Origin of the sequence: Sanguibacter suarezii NBRC 16159 (genome assembly GCF_001552735.1) — a bacterium.
Classification (GTDB): domain Bacteria; phylum Actinomycetota; class Actinomycetes; order Actinomycetales; family Cellulomonadaceae; genus Sanguibacter; species Sanguibacter suarezii.
Map to the genome: position 1 here is coordinate 1 of NZ_BCRT01000012.1, position 22970 is coordinate 22970.

A 22970-nucleotide genomic window follows, 5' to 3' on the forward strand; every position below is an offset into this window, starting at 1 on the left:
CGGGCCACGACCCGGCCGTCGAGCCACGCCACCTCGTCCTCCTCGCGCAGCGAGGCGGCGGCCGCCTCCAGGGCGAGGTCCTCGTCGAGGGGGGCCGCGGACCGGACCACCGCGTCGCGGCGACCCGGGGCACGGTCGGCGTCGGCGATCGCGAGCCAGTCGTACCCGGCCAGCGGTGACCCGGGCGGCAGGTCTGCCCCGGTCCCGGAGACCATGAGGTAACGTCCACCGCTGCGGCGGCGGCGCGCGACCCGGTCGGGGTGGGCGAGCGCCACGACGAGGCCGACCGCGAGGTCCTCGCTCAGCGCCCCAGGGGCTCGCTCGGCCGCCCCGGCGGCCAGGCTACGGGGCACGGACCGCTGCAGCTGCTGCACCTGCTTGGCCCAGGCCGCACCCTCAGGTCCGCCCCGGCGCACGTCGCGCAGCGCGGCGACGAGGTCACCACCAGGTGCACGCACGTCCTGGGCCAGCAGCGCCACCACCTCGGCGGCACGCCGCGCCCCCAGCACGACGCTCGCGTCGAGCAGCGCACGCGCCAGGCGTGGGTCCACACCGATCCGGGAGATCTCGCGGCCGCGCGCGGTGACCGTGCCCTCGCCGGTCAGCGCGCCCAGACCGACGAGAGTCTGGCGCGCGACGGCCATCGCCGCGGGCGGCGGGGCGTCCATGAGCGCCAGACCCGCGCCGTCCACGCTGCCCCAGCAGGCCAGCTCGAGCGCGAAGTCGGTGAGGTCAGCGGTGAGGATCTCCGGCGTGGGGTGGGCATCCAGGCGGGCATGGTCCTGCGGCGACCAGCAGCGGTAGGCGGTCCCTGGGCCCTCGCGGCCGCTGCGCCCGGCGCGCTGGGCGGCGCTGGCCCGGCTCACCCGCACGGTCACCAGCCCGGCCAGCCCACGCCGGTGGTCGGTGCGCGGCTCGCGGGAGAGCCCGGCGTCGACGACGACGCGCACACCGGGGACAGTCAGCGAAGACTCCGCCACCGCGGTCGACACGACGACGCGGCGCCGGGGACCGGCGGTCAGGGCGAGGTCCTGCTCGCGCGTGGGCAGCCGGCCGTGCAGCGGACGCACGTCGGCGTCGAGCCCGCCGAGGCGGCGCACGACCTCGTTGACCTCACCCGCCCCCGGCACGAAGACTAGGACGTCGCCGCTGCGCTCGGCCAGCGCACGGCGCGTGGTCGCCGCGACGTGGTCGAGGAACGAGCGCGTGACTCCTCGCTCGTCCAGGGCGGGGGTCGCGGGAGGGCACCACACGTCAGCGACCGGGAAGAGGGAGCTCTCGACCGAGACGACGGGGGCAGGTGGCTCCCCCGGTCCGCCGAGCAGCTCGGCCGTGCGCTCTGCCTCGACCGTGGCTGACATCGCCACGACCACGAGGTCCTCGCGCAGGTTGGCGCGGACGTCGACGAGCAGCGCGAGCGCGAGGTCTGCGTCCACCTGGCGCTCGTGGCACTCGTCCAGGACGACCGCGCCGACGCCCACCAGCTCGGGGTCGTTCTGCAGCCGGCGCAGCAGCACCCCGGTCGTGACGATCTCGACGCGGGTCGTCTGCGTCGTGGTCGACTCACCGCGCACCGTGTACCCCACGGTCTGGCCGACCGGTTCGCCGAGCAGCTGGGCCAGGCGGCGCGCAGCAGCGCGGGCCGCGATGCGCCGCGGCTGCGTGACGATCACCCGTCCCGGCACGACGGCGGCCAGGGCGGGCGGGACGAGCGTCGTCTTGCCCGTCCCGGGCGGGGCGTGGACGACGCTCACTCCACGCTCGCTCACGGCGCGGACCAGCTCGGGCAGCCCCGTGCGGACCGGGAGGTCCGGAGGGTCGGCGAGCAGGCGCGCGATCGGGTCGTCGGGGGTGGTCACGTCGTCCATTGTCTCTGGTCGTGGTCAGTACACTGCCACGATGCCCTCCTCCCGTCTCCGTCCGCCCTCCTCTGGTGCGCCCTCGGGTGTGTCCTCGCCTACCGCTGGTGCCCGCACGCGGGCAAGGCGCCGGTCGCGGGCACGTCGCGTCGTCGTGCCGCTCGTGCTCGGTGCTGCGGTGGCAGTCGCCGTCGACCTCGTCTGGCGGGTGCCCGCGTGGGTGGGGCTGGTCTACGTGGTGATGAGCCTGGTGACCTTCGCGGTGTACGCGAGGGACAAGGCCGCCGCGCGAGACCGGCGCTGGCGGGTCGCGGAGAGCACCCTGCATCTGCTCGCGCTCGTGGGCGGCTGGCCGGGCGCGCTCCTGGCGCAGGAGGTGCTGCGGCACAAGACGGTCAAGGCGAGCTTCCGTGCGACGTTCTGGTGCACCGTCGTGGCCAACCTCGTCCTGCTGGCGGCGCTGTGCTCGCCCGCGGCGGCGCAGATCCTCGGGACGCTCTAGGTCAGTACCACCAGCAGCACCGGCGCGAGCAACCGCAGGCTCCACTTCCCGCTGACCGGTTCCCGGAGAGACGATGGGAGCAGGACCTGACGGGAGCGAGGACATGACGGGGTTCACCGATCGCCGTGACGCCGGGCGGCAGCTCGCCCGGCGCATGGAGCACCTGCGGGGCAGCGACGTCGTCGTGCTCGGCCTCCCGCGCGGTGGGGTGCCGGTGGCCTGGGACGTGGCGCAGGCCCTGGGCGCACCGCTGGACGTCATCGTCGTGCGCAAGCTCGGGCTGCCCCACCAGCCGGAGGTCGCCATGGGCGCGCTCGGTGAGGGCGGGATCGGTGTGCTCGAGCACGCGATGCTCTCTCACGTCAGCGACCGTGAGCTCGACGAGGTCCAGCACCGCGAAAGCGCTGCTCTCGAGTCCCTGGTCACCGAGCTGCGCCGCGGGCGCCCTCCGGTCGACCTCACCGGGCGGGTGGCTCTTGTCGTCGACGACGGGCTCGCCACGGGGGCGACCGCCCGGGTGGCCGTCGACGTCGCTCGCGCCCGGGGCGCCCGCCGCGTCGTGGTGGCAGCGCCCGTCGCCCCTGCGGATGCCACCGCGACGAGGCTGGGCGCCGACGAGGTGGTCACCGTGCTCTCCCCGGCCGTCTTCCAGGCGGTCGGGCAGTTCTACACGGACTTCTCCCCGACCACGACCACCGAGGTGATCGACCTGCTCGCCCATCCGCCGACGGCGGCGCAGCAGGACTGACGGGCGCTCATCCCTGCGCGGCGCCGTCCTGGCAGATCTTCTCGATCGCGTCGAGGGTGACCTCGACGTCGTGCGGCTCGGTGTCCAGGGCGCGGTGGATGGTCAGCCCCTCGACCAGGGCGTCGAGCTGGCGGGCCGTCGCCGGGCTGAAGTGCCTCTCCAGCGCGGACCGGCTGCGCCGCATCCAGTCGCGAGTGATCGTGCGGTAGGCGGGGACGCGCGCGGCGAGGGTGTAGAGCTCGTGGGTGAGCACCAGGCTGGCCGGGGTGTCGAAGACGTCCTCATGGATGGTCCGCGCGACGGCCGCCTTGGCCTCGGCGACCGTGCTCGCCGAGCCCATCCGCTCCTCGAACCGCCGGGCCACACGGTCGGCGAACCGCGTGAAGGCCTCCCGCAGCAGCTCGTCCATGTCGGTGAAGTGGTAGGTCATCGACCCGAGCGGGACGTCCGCCCGGGTCGCGACCTTGCGCGCAGACAGCCCCGCGACCCCCACCTCGGCGATAGCCTCGATGGTCACGTCGATGATGCGGTCGCGTCGGCTGGGATCGAACCGCCGGTTCATCTGCGCCTCCTGTGCGTGAGCAGTGCCGGTACGGGGGCCGCGCCGGGCTCAGATGCTGCGGATCACCCGGGCGGGGTTGCCGACGGCGACGACGTCGGCCGGGATGTCCCGGGTGACGACGGCCCCGGCGCCGATGACGGAGTTGGCGCCGATCGTGACACCGGGGCAGACGATGACGCCGCCACCGAGCCACACGTTGTCCCCGATGGTGATCGGCTGGGCCGCCTCCCACTTGTCCCGGCGCGGTCCCGGCTCGACCGGGTGAGTCGGGGTGAGGAGCTGGACGTTGGGGCCGATGAGCACGTCGTCACCGATGGTGATCGCGGCGACGTCGAGGGCGGTGAGGGAGAAGTTGACGAAGCACCGGGCGCCGATGGTGATGTTCGCACCCAGGTCGATGTACATCGGCGGGCGGATCTCGGAGCCCTCGCCGATCCCGCCGAGCATCTGCTCCAGCAGCGCCCTGCGCAGCGGACGCTGACGGGCGGTGGTCTGGTTGTAGGCGTCCTGCAGGTCGAGGGCGGTCGCGCTCGTCTCGGCGATCTGAGGGTCGTCGGCGAGGTAGAGGTCACCGGCGAGCATCCGCTCGTGCATCGTGCGGGTGTCCGAGGGGTCCGGGTATCCGTGGTGACCGATGCCGTGGGTGGGTGGGGTGCTCGTGTCGTTCGTCATAGGTACGATCGTACGCTCCACGAGGCCGGACGTCGCAGAGCGACATCCGGCCTCCGCCGCGCCGGGGACCGGCGCGTCCTAGCCGAGCGAGACCCGTACCTGGGTGCCGGCGACCTCGACTGCGCAGGTCCGCAGGTCGACCGGGTCCTTGCCCACCGGGTCCAGGCACTCCCCCGTCGCCAGGTTCCACACCTGCTTGTACATCGGCGACGTGATCGTCGCCACGTCAGCGCGCGACCCGACGATCCCGCGCGAGAGCACGTTCGCTCCCGAGTACGGGTCACGCTGCTGGACGGCCAGCACCTGGTCGTCGGCGAGACGGAACAGGGCGATCTGCACCCCGTCGACCATCGCGGGCACCCCGACCTCTGGCAGGAGGTCGTCCATCTCGCACACTGCTGTCCAGCTCGTCATGAGCGCACCTCGATCGTCCGGGCAATCACCGGGTTGTTGTCAGAGACCTCGCCCGCACGCGCCGGGCGGGCCTGGCCGCGCTCAGAGGTGTAGGCCAGGTCAGGGTCGTGCGCACCAGGCATGTTGACGAAGGCCTGGAAGCGCTTGAGCTTCTCGGGGTCGGCGAGGGTGTCCGCCCACTCGTCGGTGTACGCGTCCACGTGCTCGGCGATGGTCTGCTCGAGCTCGGCCGCCAGGCCGAGGGAGTCGTCGACGAGCACCTTGCGCAGCTCAGCGATGCCGCCGGGGTAGCCGGCCACCCACGGTGCGGTGCGCTCGAGGCGGTCGGCCTCACGGATGTACAGGGCGAGGAAGCGGTCGACCACCTGGATGAGGCGGTCGTCGTCGAGGTCCTCGGCGAGCATCTCGGCGTGGCGCGGGGTGAACCCGCCGTTCCCACCGACATAGACGTTCCAGCCCTTGTCGGTCGCGATGATCCCGACGTCCTTGCCCCGCGCCTCGGCGCACTCGCGCGCACATCCTGAGACGCCGAACTTGAACTTGTGCGGGGACCGTAGGCCGCGATAGCGCAGCTCGAGCTTGACTCCCATGCCGACGGAGTCCTGCACGCCGAAGCGGCACCAGGACTGACCCACGCAGGACTTCACCGCGCGCAGGGACTTGCCGTAGGCCTGGCCCGACTCCATCCCGGCGTCGACGAGCCGCTGCCAGATCTGGGGCAGCTGGTCGATCCGCGCGCCGAACATGCCGATCCGCTGAGCCCCGGTGACCCGGGTGTACAGGCCGAAGTCCGCGGCCACCTGGGCGATGACCATGAGCTTCTCGGGAGTGATCTCTCCGCCTGGGACACGCGGGATGACGGAGTAGGTCCCGTCCTTCTGCATGTTCGCCAGGGCGTGGTCGTTCGTGTCCTGCAGCGCGATGTGCTCGCGAGAGAGCACGTGCCCTGCACCCTGGGAGGCCAGGATCGAGGCGACCGCCGGCTTGCAGATGACACAGCCGCGACCGGTGCCGTGCGCGGCCACGACGTCGGTGAAGGTCCGCAGCCCTTCTGCCCGCACCAGCGCGAAGAGCTCGGCACGAGACATCGAGAAGTGCTCGCACATGGCGCGCGAGACCTCGATGCCGGCCTTCTCGAGCGTGGTGTTGACGAGCTTGGTGACCAGCGGGACGCAGGACCCGCAGATGGTGCCGGCCTTGGTGCAGGTCTTCACCGAGGCGACGTCCATGCACCCGTGCTCGGTCACGGCGCCGCGGATGGTGCCGGCGGTGACGTTGGCGCAGGAGCACACCACGACGTCGTCGGGCACGTCGGTGCTGGGGATCCCGGCGCCGCCCTCGGGAGCGAGGAAGGCGGAGGGGTCGGCGCCTAGGGGGCGGCCGAGCATCGGGCGCAGCGAGGCGTAGAGCGTGGTGTCGCCGACGAACACGCCGCCGAGCAGGATCTTCGCGTCGTCGGAGACGACGAGCTTCTTGTAGGTCTTGGCCACCGGGTCGGCGAAGGTGACCTCGAGCGCGCCCGGGGACAGGGCGAAGACGTCACCGAAGCTCGCCGCGTCGATCCCGACGCCCTTGAGCTTGGCACCGGCCGGCTGGCTGGAGTACGTCACCTCGCTGCCGAGCAGCTGCCCGACGACGACGTCGGCCATGAGGTTGCCCGGTGCCACGAGCCCGGTGCACTCGCCCTCGAAGGACGCGCACTCCCCGATCGCCCAGACCGCCTGGTCAGAGGTTCGGCAGGTGGGTCCCACGACGACGCCGCCACGCTCGCCGATAGCGAGCCCCGACTCACGGGCGATGCGGTCGCGGGGGCGGATGCCGGTGGAGAAGATGACGATGTCAGCAGGCAGCTCGGTGCCGTCGGTCAGGGCCATCGTGCCGACCGGACCGTCAGCGGCCGCGCCCAGGGCCGCGGCCCCGACGGAGGTGTGCACGTCGATGCCCATGTCGGCGATGAGCACGCGGAGCGCCTGGCCACCGCCGTCGTCGAGCTGGACGTTCATGAGACGGTCGGCGAACTCGACGACGCTCGCGTGCGCACCGAGCTTCTGCAGCGAGGCCGCGGCCTCCAGGCCGAGCAGCCCACCACCGACGACGACGCCGCGCAGCGGGCGTCCCAGGGCGGCTTCGCGCTCGGTGATCCAGGCGGCGATGCCCTCGACGTCGGCCATGGTGCGGTAGCTGAAGACACCGGCGAGGTCGGTGCCCTCGGCACGCGGGCTCCACGGCCAGGAGCCGGTCGCCATGACGAGGGTGTCGTAGGGGACGGCTGCGCCGGAGCGGGTGCGCACGAGCTGGGCGTCACGGTCAATCGCCTCGACCCGGTCGTCGGCCACGAGCTCGACGCGCGGGTCGTCCCAGACGCTGGGGTTCATGGCGAGGGCTTCGGGGCTGCGTCCGTCGAAGAACTCCGACAGGTGCACGCGGTCGTAGGGCAGGTGTCCTTCGTCGCCGACGACGGTGAGCGTCCACCCGTCCTGCGGCGCTCGGGCGATGAGCTGTTCGACGAAGCGGTGCGCGACCATCCCGGCGCCCGCGACGACGATCCGGCCAAGTTGAGTGGTGTTCATGAAAGGCTTTCGGTCGAGGTGCACGGTCGGACGCCCGGTGCTGTGGTTGCCCGCAGGTCTATTCTCCCGGCGGGGTCCGTGCTTATCCGGGTCTAAGGGCCCAGGCAGAGCCTGCTGTGCAGTGCCCGCGGCTCCAGAAGCTGCAGAAGGCTGAGCAGCACAGACATACTAGGCACATGAACCCTTGGGTCAGCGGGATCTCAGCCACGACGATCTTCACGGACGACCTGGTCGCAACGAAACGCTTCTACAAAGAGGTCTTCGGCGTGCCGCTCGTGTTCGAGGACGCGCAGTCGGCCGCCTTCGACTTCGGCACCACGGTGATCAACCTGCTCGACTCCAGCCAGGCGGCCAACCTCATCGGCCCCGCGCCGGTCGCCAGCCAGGCTGCCGGGTCACGGGTGCAGATGACCGTGACGGTCGATGACGTCGACGCGGTGTGCGCGATGCTCGTCGCTCGCGGAGTGACGCTCATCAACGGTCCGATGGACCGTCCGTGGGGCATCCGGACGGCGTGCTTCGCCGACCCGGCCGGGCAGGTGTGGGAAGTGGCGCACTAGCTCTGGTGCCAGTTCGTCGACGCGACGCGTCGCGACCTGCTCGGTCAGCCGATCTGCTCGAGGACGAGGTAGCTGTGGCGGCCACCGACCTGGCCGAGGGCCTCTCCCGGGCCACCTGCAGGGCGGACCCTGAGGACCGCGACGCCGCCCGCTGGCACGACCACGTCCAGCGGACCGCTGCCCGTCCAGTCGATCCGGGCCGCGACGCGGTGGCTGCCGGGAGCCACCGCGATCACCAGCTCCGCGCCGCCGCGGACCTTCCCGGCACGCTTCCCGTCCACGACGACGACGTACGAGCGCAGGCGGTCACGCCAGGGAACGTAGGGGCGTTGCACGACGAGCGTGGCGCTGGCGGGGCCGGACATCGCTGACACCGTCTTCCGTGGTGGTGGGACGAACCGTGAGGCTCATGGAGGCCATCACGCTAGGCGGAGTGAACCCGCTGGTCAAAGCGGCTTCCGACCAGCCCTCCGGTCAGTCTTCCCCGTCCACCCTCTTCGCCCTGCTGGGCTGGACCCGTGGCGGCTCGCCCGGCATCTTGGGGAAGTCCGGTGGGAACGGCAGCTCGCCCAGCCCGGCCGCGACGTCCCGCTCCCACCAGTCCAGGGCCACGTCGATCGTCCCTGCGGAGTCGTGCATCGTCGCCCACGGGTCTCCCACGGTGGCGAGGCGCTCGGGCACGGTGAGCACCGTGAACGACTCCGGCGCCGCCTCCTCGAGCTCTTCCCAGCCCAGGGGGCACGAGACTGGCGCGTGCGGCAGTGCGCGCGGGCTGTAGGCCCCGGCCATCGTGCGGTCCCGGTTGGCCTGGTTGTAGTCCACGAAGATCTTCCGGCCGCGCTCTTCCTTCCACCAGGCGGTCGTCACCTGCTCGGGCAGCCGTCGTTCGAGCTCGCGCGCCACGCCGATCACCGCGTGCCGCACGTCGAGGAACTCGTGGGCCGGTTCGATCGGGGCGAAGACGTGCAGCCCGCGGTTCCCCGACGTCTTGACGAAGGCCGTCAGCCCCGCCTCTGCCAGCACGGTCCGCAGCTCTAGCGCGACGCCCACAGCATCACCGAAGTCCGTGCCCGGCTGGGGGTCCAGGTCGATCCGCAGCTGGTCAGGGTGGTCGGTGTCCTCCGCGCGCGATGCCCAGGGATGGAAGACCACGGTGTTCATCTGGGCCGCCCACACCGCTGCGGCCGGCTCGTCGATGACCAGCTGGGGGTGCGACCGCCCGCTGGGATAGACGACGGTCACCGACCGGACGAACTCTGGTACGCCGCGCGGGGGGTTCTTGGAGAAGAACTGCTCCCCGTCCACGTCGGTGGAGTACCGCTGCAAGGAGACGGGCCGGTCGCCGTTGTGCGCGACGAAGGGTCCGCCCACGTCGACCAGGTACCGAGCCAGGTCGCCCTTGGTGATCTGGACCTCAGGCCACAGCACGCGGCTGGGGCTCGACACACGCATCTCACGCTCACCGTGCGGTCCCGGCACCGTGAGGACGATCGCTTCGCTGGCCATGGGTCCAACGTACCGACCAGCGCCGCAGCGGCATCCTGGGACGCCCCCGGCGACCGGCGGACCAGCGGCGTCAGTCGGCTGGACCGGTGGCCAGCAGGGGGTCGATCTGTCCCATGGCCTCGACCAAGCCCTCGTCCATGCCCATCGCGAGCATGATCCTCCACCAGCCGGGCGCTCTCTCCCCGTCCGGACCGGTCATGTGATAGCGCGACTGCCCGCCCACGACGAAGTCGTGCCGGTCGAAGGTCGCCGGCCAGGTCGGGGGCCCCCACCACTGCTCGAGCTGACGCGGGTCCTCCCACAGCTGCCACACGCGGTCGATGCTGGCGTCGAGGTCGGCGACGACGGTCATGGTCAGCGCGTCGGCGTCCTTGGTGGTGCTGATGACGGTCATGGCGTCACCCCTTCCGGTTAGTCGTCCAGCGTCCCACCGACCGCGTGCCCACGCAGCGGCCAGGTCGGCTCGCCCTCCGACAGGAACCACCCGGCGTCTCCCCGGGTCCACGACCGTGCTCCCCGACCCGCGTCCACGAGACAATGACCGACGGCGTCGGTCAGCCAGAACGTCTCGTCCGGTGCCCAGCCCGCGATGACGCTGGCGGTCTCGTCCTCGACCGGGATCGCGGTGCCGGCTGCCTGCAGGTACCCGGCCAGGGTGAGGTGGACCGCGTCGTAGTCCCGTGCGACCGCGGGCCAGTCCGGGATGACCCACGTGCCGTCACGGCCGGTCGTGAGCAGCCAGTCATGGCGCTTCTCGCCGGTGACGTCCATCGGATGGTCGCGGCACAGCTGCGCCCAGGCTGCGGCGCCGTCGACCTCGTACACCCGCGCCCCGTCCGGGACGCTCGCGGCACGGCTCGTGGCGTGGTCCCAGCCGGGGTTGTCCTCCATGAGCCAGAGGCCGACCGGGCCCAGCTCGCCCAAGCCGCGGGTCGACGTGGTCAACGTGCGCGGCGGTGTGGACCACCACTCACCACTCCAGGCCAGCTCCGGAGCATCCTGGCGGTTCCGCAGCGCCCTCTCCTCCCCAGCGAGCGTGCGCGCCCTCCACCGGTCGAGCTCGGTGTCCGCGGCCACGGGTACCGGCGAGGCGGGGACGTCCGCCCACCGCAGCACGTGCTGCTCGCGCGCGATCCCCTCGCTCCACCACGAGGCCGCCGGTGTGGCCAGCACGTGCGCGGTAACCCGGGCGAGAGCTGCGCGCACCACCGGCGAGGCCGCCAGGACGTCCTCGCCGTCCGGGGGTTGCCAGGACATGGCGCTGCAGAGCACGCGGTCCAGCACCTCGAGCTCGGTCCTCGCGTCGAGGGGCGTCAGGGGGAGGTCGCGGAGGCACGCCGCCACGTCGTCGGGCGACGACGTCCGCGGGGTCGCGCTGGTGGGTTCTGCGGCATCGACAGTCGGCACGACGAGAGCCCAGGGGTTCGAGTCATCGCGGTACGCCGCGGCGAAGACCGCACTGCGCAGGTCGGCCCCCGGGGAACGGTCGCGACGCGTCGCATCGGCGATCGCCATGGCGTGCTCGAGAGCCAGGCGCCGTCCCCGCGGGCCCGCCAGCATCTTCTTGACGTCGTCGTCCATCCACGCGCCTCCTCGCCCGTCCGGGTCCCGAGCCTAGCGAACGGACGCCCCCACGAGGCGAGACGAGGCTCATGGCTCGAGCACCTCGGGGTTGGTCCTGCGCGCTATCCCTCGCTGACAGCGGGCTCGTCACTGCGCAGCGGGAGGCGGCGCACGCTCTCGAAGTGGCGCTCGCTGCCGTCGACCGGGTCGGTGAACCACATCTCGCTCGCCAAGAGCTGGAGCGGGGTGGAGAAGTCGTCGACGGTGACGTCCCGCACGACCGGGTAGAGCGGGTCCCCGCTGATGGGGATCCCGAGTCCGAGCATGTGCATCCGCAGCTGGTGGGTGCGTCCGGTCCGCGGAGTGAGGCGGTAGACGGCCGTGTCCCCGAGGACCGTCTCCCTCTCGATCAACGACTCGGCGTTCGGCACTGCTCCGGGCAGCACCTCTGCCTGCCACTGGCCAGGACGGGTGCGCAGGTGGTTGCGCACGGTGACCGGAAGCTCGAGGTCGGCGCGCACCGGGGCCACGGCGCGGTAGATCTTGCCCACCTCGCGTCGCTCGAACATCGACTGGTGGGCTCCGCGCCAGCGTCGCTGCGTGGCGAGCACCACCAACCCCGATGTGACCCGGTCCAGGCGGTGCAGCGGGGAGAGCTCAGGCAGACCAAGCTGCTCTCGCAGGCGCACCACCAGGCTCTGCACCACGTGACGGCCGCGCGGGATGGTCGAGAGGAAGGCGGGCTTGTCCACCACGACGATCCGCTCGTCCTGGTGGATCACATGGATAGCACCCGGAACGACGACCTCCTCGGCGAGGTCGCGGTGGAACCAGACGAAGGCGCAGGACCGGTAGGGCGCACCAGCAAGCACCGGCACGCCGGCCTCGTCGACAAAACGCCCCGCAGCCAGGAAGCCGGTCACGTCCACCCGCTCGGACAAGCGGTCCTGGAGCCAGTCCCCCATCGTCGGCCAGCGGGACGCGTGGGACGGGTCGGCGTCCGGGGTGCGCACCCACGCGGCATCGAGACCGTGGCGCGGCGGCAAGGGGGACCGTGGGGGCATCCGTCGATGCTACTGGGCTGGCTCTGCGCCTCCTGACCGGATCAGATCACGTCCTGTATCGTGACAAGTCGTCGCAGGTCAGCACGCAGCCCTCCGGCTGCGGTGGCGCAGCAGCACACGGAACGCGCACCCTGAAGAGCACGTGGCCACCGTCACTGAGAGGACCTGCTCATGAACGCCGCACCGATGAAGAGTCCGTCCCCGGAGCCGGCGGAAGTCCGGGAGTGACATGCGGCTCGCCAGTCTGATCGCCGTCCTCACAGTTGTCGCTGCGTTCTTCGTGGGTGGTCCCCTCACGGAGGCGGGCAGCGAGGCGCAGACCCCCACACCGACCGCCACCCAGGCGCCCAGCACCCCGGCCCCCGGCACGGACCCACCCGACCAGCAGTCGGCACCGCCGACGCCCCAAGACCCCACCCCGACGCCGACCGCCACCCCCACCCCGAGCCCCGCCGAGACCACGCAACCCGCCCCGCCGTCGGAGACGACCGACGCCCCGACCACCCAGGCTCCGACGGACCCCGCCCCGACGACGGACGCGCCCCAGCAGGAGCCGACGGACGACCCGACCGACGAGCAGGCCCCGGTCATCCAACCCGTCCCCCCGGCCGCGACGCAGTCCTCGCAGCCGGCGGTGATGTGGATCATCGCGCTGCTCGTCCTGGCGGCCAGCGGCGTGGTCCTGGTGATGCTGAGGCGTCGGGCGGTGTCCGAACCAGACGTGGACGGTGACCTGGCTGACACGGCAGTGCTGCCGACAGTCCCGACGACAGCCCCGCCAGAGACGCCAGAGACGCCAGAAACGGCAGCGACAGCGACCACGGCACCTGTGACCGCACCCACGACGCGCCTGCCGCCCCGCCCGGCGCCACCGTCCACCTCGAGCGCGGCCGTCACCTTCGCCGCCATCGAGGCAGTCGGGGAGGCGATGCTGGACGCGACGTACTCCGTCATCACGATCGAGGCAGCCCTCGAGGACATCGCCCGGGCGAACTCCTACCCGGCGACGGGCGTCGTGGTGATGCCCACAGCGCTGTTCGTCTCCACCCGCGGCGCCGGGGAGCTGTACACCGGTGCGCTCTCCAGCGGGCGCAACAAGCTGCTGCTGCACCAGGTCGACGCGCTGGACGAGCTGGTGCGCGGGGCGCGCGCCGGTCTGCTCACCCCCGATCAGATCCTGGACCGCATCCACGAGATCCGGACCGCTCCCCCACCGTTCACCCGGGCGGTGCGCATCGCGGCCTACGTGCTGCTCTGCGCCGGCCTAGCGGTCATCCTGGGAGCGTCGTGGGGCAGCACCGCCATCGCATGCGTGCTCGGCGCCCTGGTCGGCACGGTGCGCCTGTCCACGGCGAACGTCTCCGGCCAGCGCGCCCCCCTGGTCACGGTCGCGCTGGCCTTCGGCGTCTCGACCGCGGTGTTCCTGCTGGCGCGCGCGGGATGGGATGCGGCCATCCTGCCCTCCCTCATCGCCCCCCTGGTCATCCTGCTGCCCGGGGCGCTGCTCACCACGGGGATCATCGAGCTGGCAGCCGGTCAGATGATGTCGGGAGCCGGGCGGCTCATGGCTGGCTTCATGCAGCTCGTCCTGCTCGCGGTCGGGATCGTTGCTGGCGCGGCCCTCGTGGGCATCCCCAAGCTAGTGCTCTCGGAGTCCCACCAGCCCATCGGTGCCATCGCACCGTGGATCGCGGTCGCGGCCTACGGCGTGGGGGTCGTGGTCCACCAGGGCGGGCGGCGGGCGTCGATCCCGTGGATCTTGCTGGTCCTGTACGTGGCCTACGGCGCCCAGGTGATCGGCGAGATCTTCTTCGGCGGCGTGCTCTCTGCCCTCATCGGCGCCTTCGTCATGACGCCGGTCGCCGTCGTCGTCTCACGTCACGCCACCGGTCCCGCGGCTGCGGTGAGCTTCCTGCCCGCCTTCTGGCTCCTCGTCCCAGGCGCCCTGGGTCTGGTGGGAGTCGCCTCGATCCTCGACGGCGCCGGTGACGGTGACGGGGGGTCCACCATGGTCACCACCTTGTCCACGATGGTGGCGATCGCGCTCGGCATCCTGGCCGGGTCTGCGGTGAGCACGCGCGACCGGTTCTCGGGCAGGGATGTGCTCTGATCGCGGGGCAGTCACAGTTGCCTGATCGATTGACGGTCGATAGATTTATATCGTGATTCAATCTCAGGAGTCGTCATGGGCCGGTTGACAGTGCTGGCGTTGCGCATCGTGTTCGCCCTCGTGCTCGCCGGGTCGTTGTTCGTCCAGGCCGTCATGGTCCCGTCGCTCGCCGCCGACCTCGACGCGCTCCGACCGGAGTACGTCCACCTGCGCCTGCCACTCATCCTCTTCCCGGTGCTGTTCATCCTGGCCATCCAGGTGGCCGCGGTGAGCGTGTGGAAGCTCGTCACCATGGTGCAGCGCGGAACGGTGTTCTCCGACGCCGCCTTCCGCTATGTCGACGTGGTCATCGGCGCTGTCGCCGCGGCGTCCGCTCTCACCTTCGGCCTCGGCGTGGTCCTCGCCCCGGGCGAGGCCGTCGCACCCGGTGTGGTGCTCCTCGTCGGCGGCGCCGGGGTGCTCGTCGCCGGGATCGCGCTCATCGTCCTGGTGCTGCGGCTCCTGCTCGCCCAGGCTGTCGCCCGGGACGCCGACGCCCGCCACCTGCAGGCCGAGCTCGACGAGGTGGTCTGACATGCCCATCGTCGTCGACATCGACGTCATGCTCGCCCGGCGCAAGATGTCGGTCGGGACCCTCGCCGACCGCATCGGCATCACCCCGGCCAACCTCGCGGTGCTCAAGAACGGGCGCGCCCGCGCCGTGCGCTTCACCACGCTGGACGCCTTGTGCGAGGTCCTGCAGTGCCAGCCGGGAGACCTGCTGCGGTGGGTACCTGAGGACCCCGGCACAGCCACGGCGCACGCGGCGCTCGACCCGGCCGACGACACAGAGGCTGCCCCGGCTACCGGACAGGCTCGATGACCGCGCCGTCGTCGGGCACACCGATCTCCCTGTCCACCGCCCGTGCCGTCCCGCGCGGCGTCTGCCTGTAGTCGAGCAGCGCGAGGGGCAGGCCCCGGGCGACGGCGAGGTCGGCGCTGTCCATCGCCTGGACGTGCACGTGCGGCTGCGTGGAGTTGCCCGAGTTGCCGCACTCCCCCACCCGCTCGCCGGCGGCGACCGCCGTCCCGACCCGCACTCCCAGCGAACCGCGGCGCAGGTGCACCAGGGCAACGAAGGCCCCGCTCAGCCGGTCGGCGATGATCACGTGGTTCCCGGCGACCGCACCGACGCCCTCACGCAACCGTCCCGCCTGGCCGAGGGCATAGGGGATGAGCGCCAGCTGCGAGCGCCGGGCAACGCGGTCCGGTTCACCGTCGTGCGCGGCGACGACGACACCGTCAACCGGCGCGAGGATCGGGCGACCGAAGGCGACGAACCGCTCGGCAGGCTCGGTCGCCACGAGGGTGCGCCAGTCACGCACCGGCGCCGTCCGGCCCTGGTCGTCGACGCCGACGAAGTCGATCGCGTAGCGCTGGCCGAGCAGGTCCACCCCGTGGCTGGGCACCCGGCGGGCCGGGCTGTTCTGGACCAGCCAGCGGCCGGTGAAGGGCAGCGCCAGCAGCACCGGTGAGGTCATGGCCCCTCCTCTCGACCCTGGTGAGAGCTCCAGCATGACGGCTCACTCGTGCAGGCGGAAGGCTCCAGCGCGCTGGGTCCCGGCGGGCGGGCGCGGCCAGGTCCTGCGTCCGGCCACCGGTCGGACGTATGTTGAAGTCCCGAGCCTGAGGAGTTCACGATGGAGATCACGCCTCGCACCCCCACCCAGAAGGGCCCGGCCGAGTGGTTCACCGGGGACGTCTGGTTCGACGTCCTCGCCGCTCCACCTGTCCCCGCCACCCTGCGCGTCAACGCGGTGCACTTCGCCCCGGGCGCGCGGACCTTCTGGCACCGGCACGTCAAGGGACAGGCCCTGCACGTCACCGAGGGCGTGGCGCGGGTGGGAACCCGTGACGGCGAGGTCGTGCTGCTCCTGCCCGGGGAGAGCCTGTGGATCGCTCCTGGGGAGTGGCACTGGCACGGCGCAGCGCCCAAGACCTTCATGACCCACCTGGCCATGTGGGAGGTCGGCGACGGCACGCACGGCCCCGACACCGAATGGGCCGAGAAGGTCACCGACGACCAGTACGACGGGTGAGCACGTCATCTCAACCCGCACGCCTGGTGCTCAGCCCGCAGGCTTGGTGCTCACAGCCCGACCATGGACATGCCGGTCTCGTTGTACCGGTCGCCCCGGATCCCGATCCGCGCGGCCAAGGCATCGAGGTCGGCGATCTCGTCCGCTGACAGCGGCACCGCCGTGGCGCCGGCGTTCTCCTCCACGCGCGTCAGGCGCCGGGTCCCCGGGATCGGCACGATCCACGGCTGCTGAGCGAGCAGCCACGCGAGAGCGATCTGCCCCGGCGTCACGCCCTTGTCCGCCGCGACCTGCCGCACGTGCTCGACGAGCGCGAGGTTCGCCGCGCGGTTGTCCTCGGTGAACCGCGGGATGGTCGCCCGGATGTCACCGGGCGCGAAGGACGTGGCGGCGTCGACCGTCCCGGTGAGGAATCCCTTGCCCAGCGGGCTGAACGGCACGAAGCCGATCCCCAGCTCGGCCAGGGTGGGCAGGACCTCGGGCTCGGGGTCGCGCGTCCACAGCGAGTACTCGCTCTGCACCGCGGTGACCGGGTACACCGCATGGGCTCGGCGGATGGTCGCCGCGCCTGCCTCCGACAGCCCGAAGTGGCGGACCTTTCCCGCCTGGACGAGCTCCGCGACAGCCCCGGCGACCTCCTCGATCGGCACCTGCGGGTCGACCCGGTGCTGGTAGTACAGGTCGATGACGTCCGTCCGCAGCCGGCGCAGCGACGCGTCCGCCGCGCGGCGGATCTGCTCCGGGCTGCTGTCGAGGCCGACCGTCGCACCGTCCTCGATGCGCCACCCGAACTTCGTGGCGATGACCACCTGGTCACGGACCGGCTCGAGGGCCTCACCGACGAGCTCCTCGTTGACGTAGGGCCCGTAGACCTCGGCGGTGTCGACGAAGGTCACCCCGCGCTCGACCGCGCCGCGCAGCACGGCGACCATCTCCTCGCGAGGACCGGGGTTGGGGCCGTAGCTCTGGGACATCCCCATGGCGCCGATACCGATCGCCGAGACCTCCAGGCCTTGACCGAGCGTTCGAGTGTGCATGGTGGATCCTCCCGTGTGCTGACTGGCAGGCAGACCGCCCCCTGCTTCAGGACACCACCGTATGCGCGCCACCGCACGGCTGGGACGCCCTTACGGTCCCGCCGCGCTCACCGGCACGCCCGACGGCACGTCCTACACAGCGAGGCCGACGACGAGGGCGATCACCGCGAGCAGCGGCACCACGCCCTGCTTGAGCGCCGCGGCGCGCTTGTCGGGGGCGGTCACCACGAGCACGAGGGCGGCTGCGACCATCGACCCGGTCCCCGCGAGCACGAGTGCTGATCCGACCGCCGTGTGCCCCGCAGCCACCACGCCGATGCCGACCGCCGTGACGATCGCCAGGAACAGGTTGTAGAAGCCCTGGTTGAAGGCCATGAACCTGGTCGCCACGGCCTCCTCCTCGGTCAGCCCGAAGGTCGCTCGCGCCCTCGCACCGGTCCATGCGACCGACTCGAGGTAGAAGATAAAGACGTGGACGAGTGCTGCGATCCCAGCGAGCACGAGGGCTGTGGCGACCATGATGGAGCTCCTAGCTGGCGCAGACTGGTCTGGGCCGGTGTCGATGGACGAGAGGGTAGATTCAACCAGTGCCGACGATCGCGATGACCCCTGAGCTCCTCGGCGAGACGATCTCGCGCGGCGGGGTGGTGCTGCTGGACTTCTGGGCTGCGTGGTGCCGTCCGTGCCACCAGTTCGCCCCGATCTTCGAGGCCGTGGCGCAGGTGCACCCCGAGCTGGTCTTCGCCACCGTGGACACCGACCGGCAGCAGGCGCTCGCGGCCCGCTTCGGTATCCAGTCGCTGCCGACCCTGGTGATCCTGCGTGACGGGGAGATCGTCTACTCCCGACCCGGCGTGCCCAAGCGCCACGAGCTCGAGGCGATCATCGCGGCGGTCACCGCGGCGCCGCAGGCACGGACCGACTGACGGGCATCACTCGCCGTCCCCTGGCACCGTCGCCGTGGCGTCCTCCTGCGCGTCGAGCGAGGGCAGCGCCGCGGGCGAGTAGACGAGGTGCACCACGCCCGTGGGAAAGACGTCCGCGCGCAGCAGCCGGAAGGGGTAGATCGGCGACCCGTCGTCGAAGAGCCGTTCCCCATCCCGCGCGGCGACCGGGTGCAGGAGCAGGCTCAGCTCGTCCACCAGGCCTGCTGCGAGCAGCTGACGCACCACCGAGATCGACCCGGCAACGAGGATCTTGGTGATCCCCGGCGTCTCCTTGAGCGCTCTCACGGCCTCGACGAGGTCCCCCTGGACCCGCTCCACGTTGCGCCACCCGAGGTCAGCGTCACCGCGGGTGGCCACGATCTTGCGCATGTCACCGAGGCGTCTGGCGAACTCGGCGTCCTCCTCGCCCGCGTCCTCGCGGCCCGGCCACGCTCCGGCAAAGCTGTCGTAGGTGACCCGCCCGATGAGCAGCGCGTCCACCCCGGTGTAGTCGGAGTCGACGGCGGCGCTCATGTGCTCGTCGAAGTAGGGGAAGTGCCAGGTCGGGTCGATCTCGACGACGCCGTCGAGGGACATGAACAGGGAGGAGACGATCGTCGCCATCGCGATGGTCCTTTCGGTCTGCTGGCGGATCGGGCCCAGCGGCAGGCCACACCACCACGGTGGCACGTCTGGCGAGTCGCTGCGACCGGACCTGCGGCCGGACACCGCACCTGACCAGTGCCGGGACTCGCCTGGGCGTCAGGTGGGCGCCTGGTGTTCATCCTCCGTCCCTCGTCCCTCCAACCCGCTGACACCCGCGCTCGCGTCACTGAGGACGACCAGCGTCTCCCACGTGAAGGAATCAGATGACGATGTCCCAGCTCACCCCCCGCCGTGCCCGGCGGGGTGTGGTTTCGCTCGCCCTCTTCGCCCTGCTAGGCGCGGTGATCGCGGCTCCCACCTCGGCGGTCGCCGCTCCCGCGGCGCCTCCCGCAGCGCCTCCCGCAGTCCCCACCGAACCGGTGGTCAGCACCGCGACGACCACCTGGCGCTACCTCGACGACGGCACCGACCCCGTCCTGGGCGCCGAGCCGCTCACCGCATGGACCGCCCCCGGCTTCGACGACTCCTCCTGGGCGTCCGCGACGGGCAGCTTCGGCGCCAAGAACGGTCGGCTCGCCGCCGTCGGGCCGCACACCCCGGCGACGGTGCTCAACCACTATCTTGACGGCGTGAGCGCACCGGCCGTGCCCACGTACTTCTTCCGCACCACCTTCGACCTGGCGGCGGGCGTCGCGGACGCGGTGGGGTCCGTCGTCGGAGACGTCGTGCACGACGACGCCCTCGTCGTCTGGATCAACGGCACCAAGGTCGCCGGCTTCGTCGACGACCGGGTCACCGGCACCACCAACCAGGAGTATGCCGGTGACAGCGGCGGCAACCCCGTCGCGAGCACCTTCACCGCAGACCCGGACCTGCTCGTCGACGGCACCAACACCGTGGCTGTGGCGCTGTACCAGGACCGCGCGTCGAGCTCGGACATCTACCTCGACGTCCCCTCCATCCGCCTGGCGCCCGTACCGGACCCGTCTGTCCCGGTGGTCGCCGCCCCGTCCCGGGTGATCCTCACCCCCACGACGACGCCGGCCACCTCGCAGTCGGTCTCCTGGCTCGCCGGCGACGCGAGCCACGCGACCGGCCAGGTGCAGATCCGCCCCGCGGCGGGCGGTGACCTGCGCGCGGTCGATGCATACCCGGCCGGGACGGTCAACAACAATCCTCTGCCGCACTACTCCGCGACGGTGACCGGGCTGTCGCCGGCGACGGCGTACACCTACCGGGTGGGTCTGGAGGGCGGGTGGAGCGACTGGCACACGTTCACCACAGCCGACCCGACCGAGACGGACTTCCAGTTCATCTACTACGGCGACGCCCAGATCGGCCTGGACAGCACCTGGCCCTCGGTCGTGCGCCAGGCCGAGGCAGCCGCCCCCGACTCGATCGGGTCCGTGCACGCAGGCGACCTCATCGACTCGGGCAACAACGAGACGCAGTGGCTCAACTGGTTCTCCGGCATGGACACCTCCGCCGCCACGACCAACGTCATGGCAGCCCCGGGCAACCACGAGTACTCCGGTGACAAGAAGCTCGCCGCGTGGAAGGCCAACTTCGAGTACCCCCGCAACAACCCGACCACCGCGACCATCGGCCCGCTCGCCGAGCTCGCCGTCGGGGACACCGACGTCGCCCGTCAGTACGCCGCCTACTTCGCCCACTGGGCCGAGTTCGCCGCTGAGACGGTCTACTACACCGACTACCAGGGCGTGCGGTTCATCACGATCAACGCGACCCGTGACACCGCCTTCCTCACACCGGACGCCCTTCCCGCGTGCTCGGGCAGCGAGTGCCCCTCGGGCAAGGTCGCGCGACTGTGGACCGAGTTCCAGGGCGCCTGGCTCGACCACGTGCTGGGCCAGAGCCCGTCCACCTGGAACGTCGTGACCTTCCACCAGCCGGTCTTCTCGACGTCGGCAGGACGCGACGAGCCCGTCCTGCGCGAGGTGTGGGTGCCGATCTTCCAGAAGCACAACATCGACCTCGTGCTCATGGGCCACGACCACACCTACGGCCGCGGCTACCTCGATGCCGACGCCACCGAGACCGCAGGCATGACCACCGGACCGGTCTACGCCGTCTCCAACTCCGGCGCCAAGCACTACGCGCTGGAGACCGACGCGAAGAACGTGTGGACCAACAACGGCGCGACCCAGGTGCTGCGCGGCGCGGGCGTGACCACGTACCAGGTCATCGACGTGACCGCGGAGCAGCTCGTCTACACCTCCTACCTCGCGGAGAAGACGGCGACGGCCACGACCGACCTGCCCGTCGGCGCCGTCTATGACGAGTTCACCATCACCAAGTACGACGACGGACAGAAGTGGGTCACCGAGGCGGGCGTCACCCCGCCGGCCAAGCCGGTCGACCCTGTCGACCCCGTCGAGCCGGTCGACCCCGAGGTGCCCGGCACCCCGGGCGGGCCCGGCGACGTCCCGGCCGCCGTCGACCCGGCGCTGCTCACCGAGGCGAACCGCGGCGGCGTCACCGCCCCCGCCACCGCTGCACCGGGCGAGACCATCTCGGTCGGCCTGGGGAGCGCGCGGGCAGGGTCGACGGTGCGGGCGTGGCTGTACTCCGAACCCGCCCTGATCGGCACGGTCACCGCGGACTCCGCCGGCATCCTCGCTGTGACGGTGCCGGCGGACACGCCCACCGGAGACCACCGCGTCGTGGTCCAGGCCGCAGACGGTTCACTCGTCGGCTGGGCCCCGGTGCGCGTGGCTGCGGTCACCGGACCAGGCACAGGTCCAGGCACCGAAACGGGCACCGAGACGGGCACCGAGACAGGCACCGAGACCGGCCCGGGCCCGACGTCTCCCCCGGGCGGCACGACGTCCCTCACCCCCGCCGGTGCCGCAGGGCAGTCCCCCACCGCCGCTCTCACTCCAGGCGGACGGCTCGCCCTCACGGGGTCCACGCCACAGGCCGTCGTGCTCGTCGCGCTGGCTCTGCTCACCGCCGGCGCCCTCGTCACAGCCGGCACGGTCCGCCGCCGACGGTCCGGAGGGGAGACAGAGTCCACGCAGGGACCCCTCAGCTAGCCGCCTCGACCGACTGCAGCCGCCAGAGACAGCAGGAGCGCCCGGCCGAGGGTTCGGCCGAGCGCTCCTGTCGTCTCCGGGGGGGATCAGGGGGCGCTGGGGGTGAGCTCGCGCTCAGCAGCTGCGACGTCGTCTGCCGTCTCCGGCTCCTGCTTGAAGATGATCTTGAAGATCGGGAAGAAGACGGTGAAGGAGATGATGGCGTTGATGAGCATGGTCACCACGTCGGCGCCGGTCTCGCCGGTGGTCCCCCAACGCTCGATCATCGCCTGGTAGATGGGATCCTTGTAGAAGCCCTGCAGCGCCGCGGCGGCGAAGGTGATGATCACGTAGGCGATCGAGTACCACATGGCCGCTCGCCACACGTTGGAGTTCGACTTGAAGGCGATGTTGCGCTGGGCGAAGAAGTTGATCACCTGCGCGATCAGCAGGGTGATCTGCACCGCGAGGAAGTAGGCCAGTCCCCCGCCGCCCTCGGGCAGGGCCCCTCCGGCGTAATCGAAGATGAAGAAGGAGCTGCCGTCAGCGTTGGTGCCGAAGGGCAGCACCTGGAAGTCCGTGGCGACCAGCGCGGTCATCCCGAAGATCCACTTGAACACCGGCATCATGATCAGCTGCAGCACCGTCATGCCCTGGCTCAGCAGCATGAACATGACGAACTGGGCCAGCCCGGGCTTCTCCTGCGAGAAGGCGTGCCAGGCGCGGCGGATTCGGCTGAGCATGGTGGTCCTCTTTCGGCTCGCGCCCGCAGGCTCAGGACGGCCTGCAGGACGAGAGCAAGTTGAGCACCACCGGCGCCTCACCCCGGCGTATGACGGTCAATCTGTCGTTTCTCGGTCATGAACTGTCGGTCGCGGTCCTCAGGCGTGGCCGTCGGGGACGTCGTCGTCCGCCTCGTCGCGCGACGGTCCGTCGAGGTTCTCCAGGTCGGCGTCGGGCCTGACCACCCCCGTGTTCACGTCCGGTTCGTCGTCCCCGGTCCCGCCGCTGCCGGGCGAGGGGTCACGGTCGGGTCGTGCGCCGGTCTCGCTGGTCATGGTCAGCTCCTCTGCACTCGTCGTTGGGACAGCGCGCACGGCCTCGGCGACCGTGCTCAGGTCACGCTGCGCACCCCAGGCTACGGCTGTTGCCCGTCGG

The 22970-nt window shown here is 71.4% G+C and carries 25 protein-coding genes; 9 read left to right on the plus strand and 16 right to left on the minus strand.

From position 1 onward, the window contains the following. Positions 1 to 1859: ATP-dependent RNA helicase (locus SS2_RS07840; RefSeq protein WP_245643450.1), on the minus strand; the 1859-nt coding region annotated here is incomplete at its 3' end. Between the two features lie 40 nt (positions 1860 to 1899). On the opposite strand from SS2_RS07840, the gene SS2_RS07845 reads away from it, so the two are divergent. Then, positions 1900 to 2361 carry a DUF1294 domain-containing protein gene (locus SS2_RS07845; RefSeq protein WP_083941969.1) on the plus strand — a complete coding sequence of 154 codons (462 nt, stop codon included), beginning with the start codon at positions 1900 to 1902 and terminating at the stop codon, positions 2359 to 2361. Positions 2362 to 2434: 73 nt separating this feature from the next. Continuing rightward, complete coding sequence (locus SS2_RS07850) at positions 2435 to 3109, plus strand: phosphoribosyltransferase (protein ID WP_245643452.1); 675 nt, start codon at positions 2435 to 2437, stop codon at positions 3107 to 3109. Positions 3110 to 3116: 7 nt separating this feature from the next. Here the strand turns inward: SS2_RS07850 and SS2_RS07855 are convergent, their stop codons facing one another. The 4 genes from SS2_RS07855 to nirB all read right to left on the minus strand — a co-directional run bounded on the left by SS2_RS07855 (position 3117) and on the right by nirB (position 7327). After that, a complete protein-coding gene (locus SS2_RS07855; RefSeq protein ID WP_066462800.1) occupies positions 3117 to 3671 on the minus strand; it encodes a TetR/AcrR family transcriptional regulator in 555 nt (184 codons plus the stop codon). A gap of 48 nt (positions 3672 to 3719) precedes the next feature. Then, positions 3720 to 4265, minus strand: coding sequence for a sugar O-acetyltransferase (locus tag SS2_RS07860; RefSeq protein WP_066462873.1), 546 nt, complete (start codon positions 4263 to 4265; stop codon positions 3720 to 3722). Positions 4266 to 4421: 156 nt separating this feature from the next. After that, positions 4422 to 4757, minus strand: a complete 336-nt coding sequence (nirD, locus tag SS2_RS07865) for a nitrite reductase small subunit NirD (protein WP_066462802.1) — start codon at positions 4755 to 4757, stop codon at positions 4422 to 4424. Beyond that, positions 4754 to 7327 carry a nitrite reductase large subunit NirB gene (gene nirB, locus SS2_RS07870; RefSeq protein WP_066462807.1) on the minus strand — a complete coding sequence of 858 codons (2574 nt, stop codon included), beginning with the start codon at positions 7325 to 7327 and terminating at the stop codon, positions 4754 to 4756. The genes nirD and nirB overlap by 4 nt, the downstream gene beginning before the upstream one ends. 176 nt (positions 7328 to 7503) lie before the next feature. Between nirB and SS2_RS07875 the strand changes: the two genes are divergently transcribed. Then, positions 7504 to 7887: a VOC family protein gene (locus tag SS2_RS07875; protein WP_066462809.1), complete on the plus strand. Its 384-nt coding sequence runs from the start codon at positions 7504 to 7506 to the stop codon at positions 7885 to 7887. A gap of 44 nt (positions 7888 to 7931) precedes the next feature. Here SS2_RS07875 and SS2_RS07880 read toward each other — a convergent pair whose 3' ends face one another. The 5 genes from SS2_RS07880 to SS2_RS07900 all read right to left on the minus strand — a co-directional run bounded on the left by SS2_RS07880 (position 7932) and on the right by SS2_RS07900 (position 12020). Continuing rightward, positions 7932 to 8252, minus strand: a complete 321-nt coding sequence (locus SS2_RS07880; RefSeq protein WP_157607244.1) for a hypothetical protein — start codon at positions 8250 to 8252, stop codon at positions 7932 to 7934. Positions 8253 to 8361: 109 nt separating this feature from the next. Continuing rightward, entirely contained in the window at positions 8362 to 9393 is a 1032-nt protein-coding gene (gene ligD, locus SS2_RS07885) for a non-homologous end-joining DNA ligase (protein WP_066462813.1), read from the minus strand. Positions 9394 to 9463: 70 nt separating this feature from the next. Then, a complete protein-coding gene (locus tag SS2_RS07890; protein WP_066462820.1) occupies positions 9464 to 9787 on the minus strand; it encodes an SRPBCC family protein in 324 nt (107 codons plus the stop codon). A gap of 17 nt (positions 9788 to 9804) precedes the next feature. Next, a complete protein-coding gene (locus SS2_RS07895) occupies positions 9805 to 10974 on the minus strand; it encodes a hypothetical protein (protein WP_066462822.1) in 1170 nt (389 codons plus the stop codon). A gap of 104 nt (positions 10975 to 11078) precedes the next feature. Further along, positions 11079 to 12020: a pseudouridine synthase gene (locus tag SS2_RS07900; RefSeq protein ID WP_066462823.1), complete on the minus strand. Its 942-nt coding sequence runs from the start codon at positions 12018 to 12020 to the stop codon at positions 11079 to 11081. 229 nt (positions 12021 to 12249) lie between these two features. Between SS2_RS07900 and SS2_RS07905 the strand changes: the two genes are divergently transcribed. The 3 genes from SS2_RS07905 (at position 12250) to SS2_RS07915 (ending at position 14992) form a co-directional block, all read left to right on the plus strand. Continuing rightward, positions 12250 to 14130, plus strand: coding sequence for a threonine/serine exporter family protein (locus tag SS2_RS07905; protein WP_066462826.1), 1881 nt, complete (start codon positions 12250 to 12252; stop codon positions 14128 to 14130). Positions 14131 to 14205: 75 nt separating this feature from the next. Beyond that, on the plus strand, positions 14206 to 14703 hold the full coding sequence (locus SS2_RS07910) for a DUF2975 domain-containing protein (protein ID WP_066462828.1): 498 nt from the start codon (positions 14206 to 14208) through the stop codon (positions 14701 to 14703). 1 nt (position 14704) lies between these two features. Further along, complete coding sequence (locus tag SS2_RS07915) at positions 14705 to 14992, plus strand: helix-turn-helix domain-containing protein (protein WP_066462830.1); 288 nt, start codon at positions 14705 to 14707, stop codon at positions 14990 to 14992. Here the strand turns inward: SS2_RS07915 and SS2_RS07920 are convergent. Then, on the minus strand, positions 14973 to 15650 hold the full coding sequence (locus tag SS2_RS07920; RefSeq protein ID WP_066462831.1) for a M23 family metallopeptidase: 678 nt from the start codon (positions 15648 to 15650) through the stop codon (positions 14973 to 14975). The two genes, SS2_RS07915 and SS2_RS07920, sit on opposite strands and share 20 nt — an antisense overlap. A 159-nt stretch (positions 15651 to 15809) precedes the next feature. Here SS2_RS07920 and SS2_RS07925 point away from each other — a divergent pair, with 159 nt between their 5' ends. Then, positions 15810 to 16208, plus strand: coding sequence for a (R)-mandelonitrile lyase (locus SS2_RS07925; RefSeq protein WP_066462833.1), 399 nt, complete (start codon positions 15810 to 15812; stop codon positions 16206 to 16208). A 50-nt stretch (positions 16209 to 16258) separates the two neighbouring features. Here SS2_RS07925 and SS2_RS07930 read toward each other — a convergent pair whose 3' ends face one another. Further along, on the minus strand, positions 16259 to 17245 hold the full coding sequence (locus SS2_RS07930; RefSeq protein ID WP_066462834.1) for an aldo/keto reductase: 987 nt from the start codon (positions 17243 to 17245) through the stop codon (positions 16259 to 16261). A gap of 132 nt (positions 17246 to 17377) precedes the next feature. After that, on the minus strand, positions 17378 to 17764 hold the full coding sequence (locus SS2_RS07935) for a DUF1304 domain-containing protein (protein WP_066462835.1): 387 nt from the start codon (positions 17762 to 17764) through the stop codon (positions 17378 to 17380). Between the two features lie 68 nt (positions 17765 to 17832). On the opposite strand from SS2_RS07935, the gene SS2_RS07940 reads away from it, so the two are divergent. Next, on the plus strand, positions 17833 to 18171 hold the full coding sequence (locus tag SS2_RS07940; protein WP_066462836.1) for a thioredoxin family protein: 339 nt from the start codon (positions 17833 to 17835) through the stop codon (positions 18169 to 18171). A 6-nt stretch (positions 18172 to 18177) separates the two neighbouring features. On the opposite strand, the gene SS2_RS07945 is transcribed toward SS2_RS07940, so the two are convergent. Beyond that, the gene (locus SS2_RS07945; protein ID WP_066462837.1) at positions 18178 to 18795 is read right to left on the minus strand and encodes a dihydrofolate reductase family protein; all 618 of its coding nucleotides are present in this window, start codon (positions 18793 to 18795) and stop codon (positions 18178 to 18180) included. Between the two features lie 245 nt (positions 18796 to 19040). On the opposite strand from SS2_RS07945, the gene SS2_RS07950 reads away from it, so the two are divergent. Then, entirely contained in the window at positions 19041 to 21833 is a 2793-nt protein-coding gene (locus SS2_RS07950; RefSeq protein WP_245643454.1) for a purple acid phosphatase family protein, read from the plus strand. A gap of 86 nt (positions 21834 to 21919) precedes the next feature. Here the strand turns inward: SS2_RS07950 and SS2_RS07955 are convergent, their stop codons facing one another. Next, positions 21920 to 22555 carry a hypothetical protein gene (locus SS2_RS07955; protein ID WP_066462840.1) on the minus strand — a complete coding sequence of 212 codons (636 nt, stop codon included), beginning with the start codon at positions 22553 to 22555 and terminating at the stop codon, positions 21920 to 21922. A 138-nt stretch (positions 22556 to 22693) separates the two neighbouring features. Next, the gene (locus tag SS2_RS17365; protein ID WP_157607245.1) at positions 22694 to 22870 is read right to left on the minus strand and encodes a hypothetical protein; all 177 of its coding nucleotides are present in this window, start codon (positions 22868 to 22870) and stop codon (positions 22694 to 22696) included. Between the last annotated feature and the right edge of the window lie 100 nt (positions 22871 to 22970).

Coding starts and splice junctions, on each gene's coding strand:
- SS2_RS07845 (WP_083941969.1), top strand. CDS start 1,900: ATGCCCTCCTCCCGTCTCCGTCCGCCCTCCTCTGGTGCGCCCTCGGGT.
- SS2_RS07850 (WP_245643452.1), top strand. CDS start 2,435: ATGGGAGCAGGACCTGACGGGAGCGAGGACATGACGGGGTTCACCGAT.
- SS2_RS07855 (WP_066462800.1), bottom strand. CDS start 3,671: ATGAACCGGCGGTTCGATCCCAGCCGACGCGACCGCATCATCGACGTG.
- SS2_RS07860 (WP_066462873.1), bottom strand. CDS start 4,265: ATGCACGAGCGGATGCTCGCCGGTGACCTCTACCTCGCCGACGACCCT.
- nirD (WP_066462802.1), bottom strand. CDS start 4,757: ATGACGAGCTGGACAGCAGTGTGCGAGATGGACGACCTCCTGCCAGAG.
- nirB (WP_066462807.1), bottom strand. CDS start 7,327: ATGAACACCACTCAACTTGGCCGGATCGTCGTCGCGGGCGCCGGGATG.
- SS2_RS07875 (WP_066462809.1), top strand. CDS start 7,504: ATGAACCCTTGGGTCAGCGGGATCTCAGCCACGACGATCTTCACGGAC.
- SS2_RS07880 (WP_157607244.1), bottom strand. CDS start 8,252: ATGTCCGGCCCCGCCAGCGCCACGCTCGTCGTGCAACGCCCCTACGTT.
- ligD (WP_066462813.1), bottom strand. CDS start 9,393: ATGGCCAGCGAAGCGATCGTCCTCACGGTGCCGGGACCGCACGGTGAG.
- SS2_RS07890 (WP_066462820.1), bottom strand. CDS start 9,787: ATGACCGTCATCAGCACCACCAAGGACGCCGACGCGCTGACCATGACC.
- SS2_RS07895 (WP_066462822.1), bottom strand. CDS start 10,974: ATGGACGACGACGTCAAGAAGATGCTGGCGGGCCCGCGGGGACGGCGC.
- SS2_RS07900 (WP_066462823.1), bottom strand. CDS start 12,020: ATGCCCCCACGGTCCCCCTTGCCGCCGCGCCACGGTCTCGATGCCGCG.
- SS2_RS07905 (WP_066462826.1), top strand. CDS start 12,250: ATGCGGCTCGCCAGTCTGATCGCCGTCCTCACAGTTGTCGCTGCGTTC.
- SS2_RS07910 (WP_066462828.1), top strand. CDS start 14,206: ATGGGCCGGTTGACAGTGCTGGCGTTGCGCATCGTGTTCGCCCTCGTG.
- SS2_RS07915 (WP_066462830.1), top strand. CDS start 14,705: ATGCCCATCGTCGTCGACATCGACGTCATGCTCGCCCGGCGCAAGATG.
- SS2_RS07920 (WP_066462831.1), bottom strand. CDS start 15,650: ATGACCTCACCGGTGCTGCTGGCGCTGCCCTTCACCGGCCGCTGGCTG.
- SS2_RS07925 (WP_066462833.1), top strand. CDS start 15,810: ATGGAGATCACGCCTCGCACCCCCACCCAGAAGGGCCCGGCCGAGTGG.
- SS2_RS07930 (WP_066462834.1), bottom strand. CDS start 17,245: ATGCACACTCGAACGCTCGGTCAAGGCCTGGAGGTCTCGGCGATCGGT.
- SS2_RS07935 (WP_066462835.1), bottom strand. CDS start 17,764: ATGGTCGCCACAGCCCTCGTGCTCGCTGGGATCGCAGCACTCGTCCAC.
- SS2_RS07945 (WP_066462837.1), bottom strand. CDS start 18,795: ATGGCGACGATCGTCTCCTCCCTGTTCATGTCCCTCGACGGCGTCGTC.
- SS2_RS07950 (WP_245643454.1), top strand. CDS start 19,041: ATGACGATGTCCCAGCTCACCCCCCGCCGTGCCCGGCGGGGTGTGGTT.
- SS2_RS07955 (WP_066462840.1), bottom strand. CDS start 22,555: ATGCTCAGCCGAATCCGCCGCGCCTGGCACGCCTTCTCGCAGGAGAAG.
- SS2_RS17365 (WP_157607245.1), bottom strand. CDS start 22,870: ATGACCAGCGAGACCGGCGCACGACCCGACCGTGACCCCTCGCCCGGC.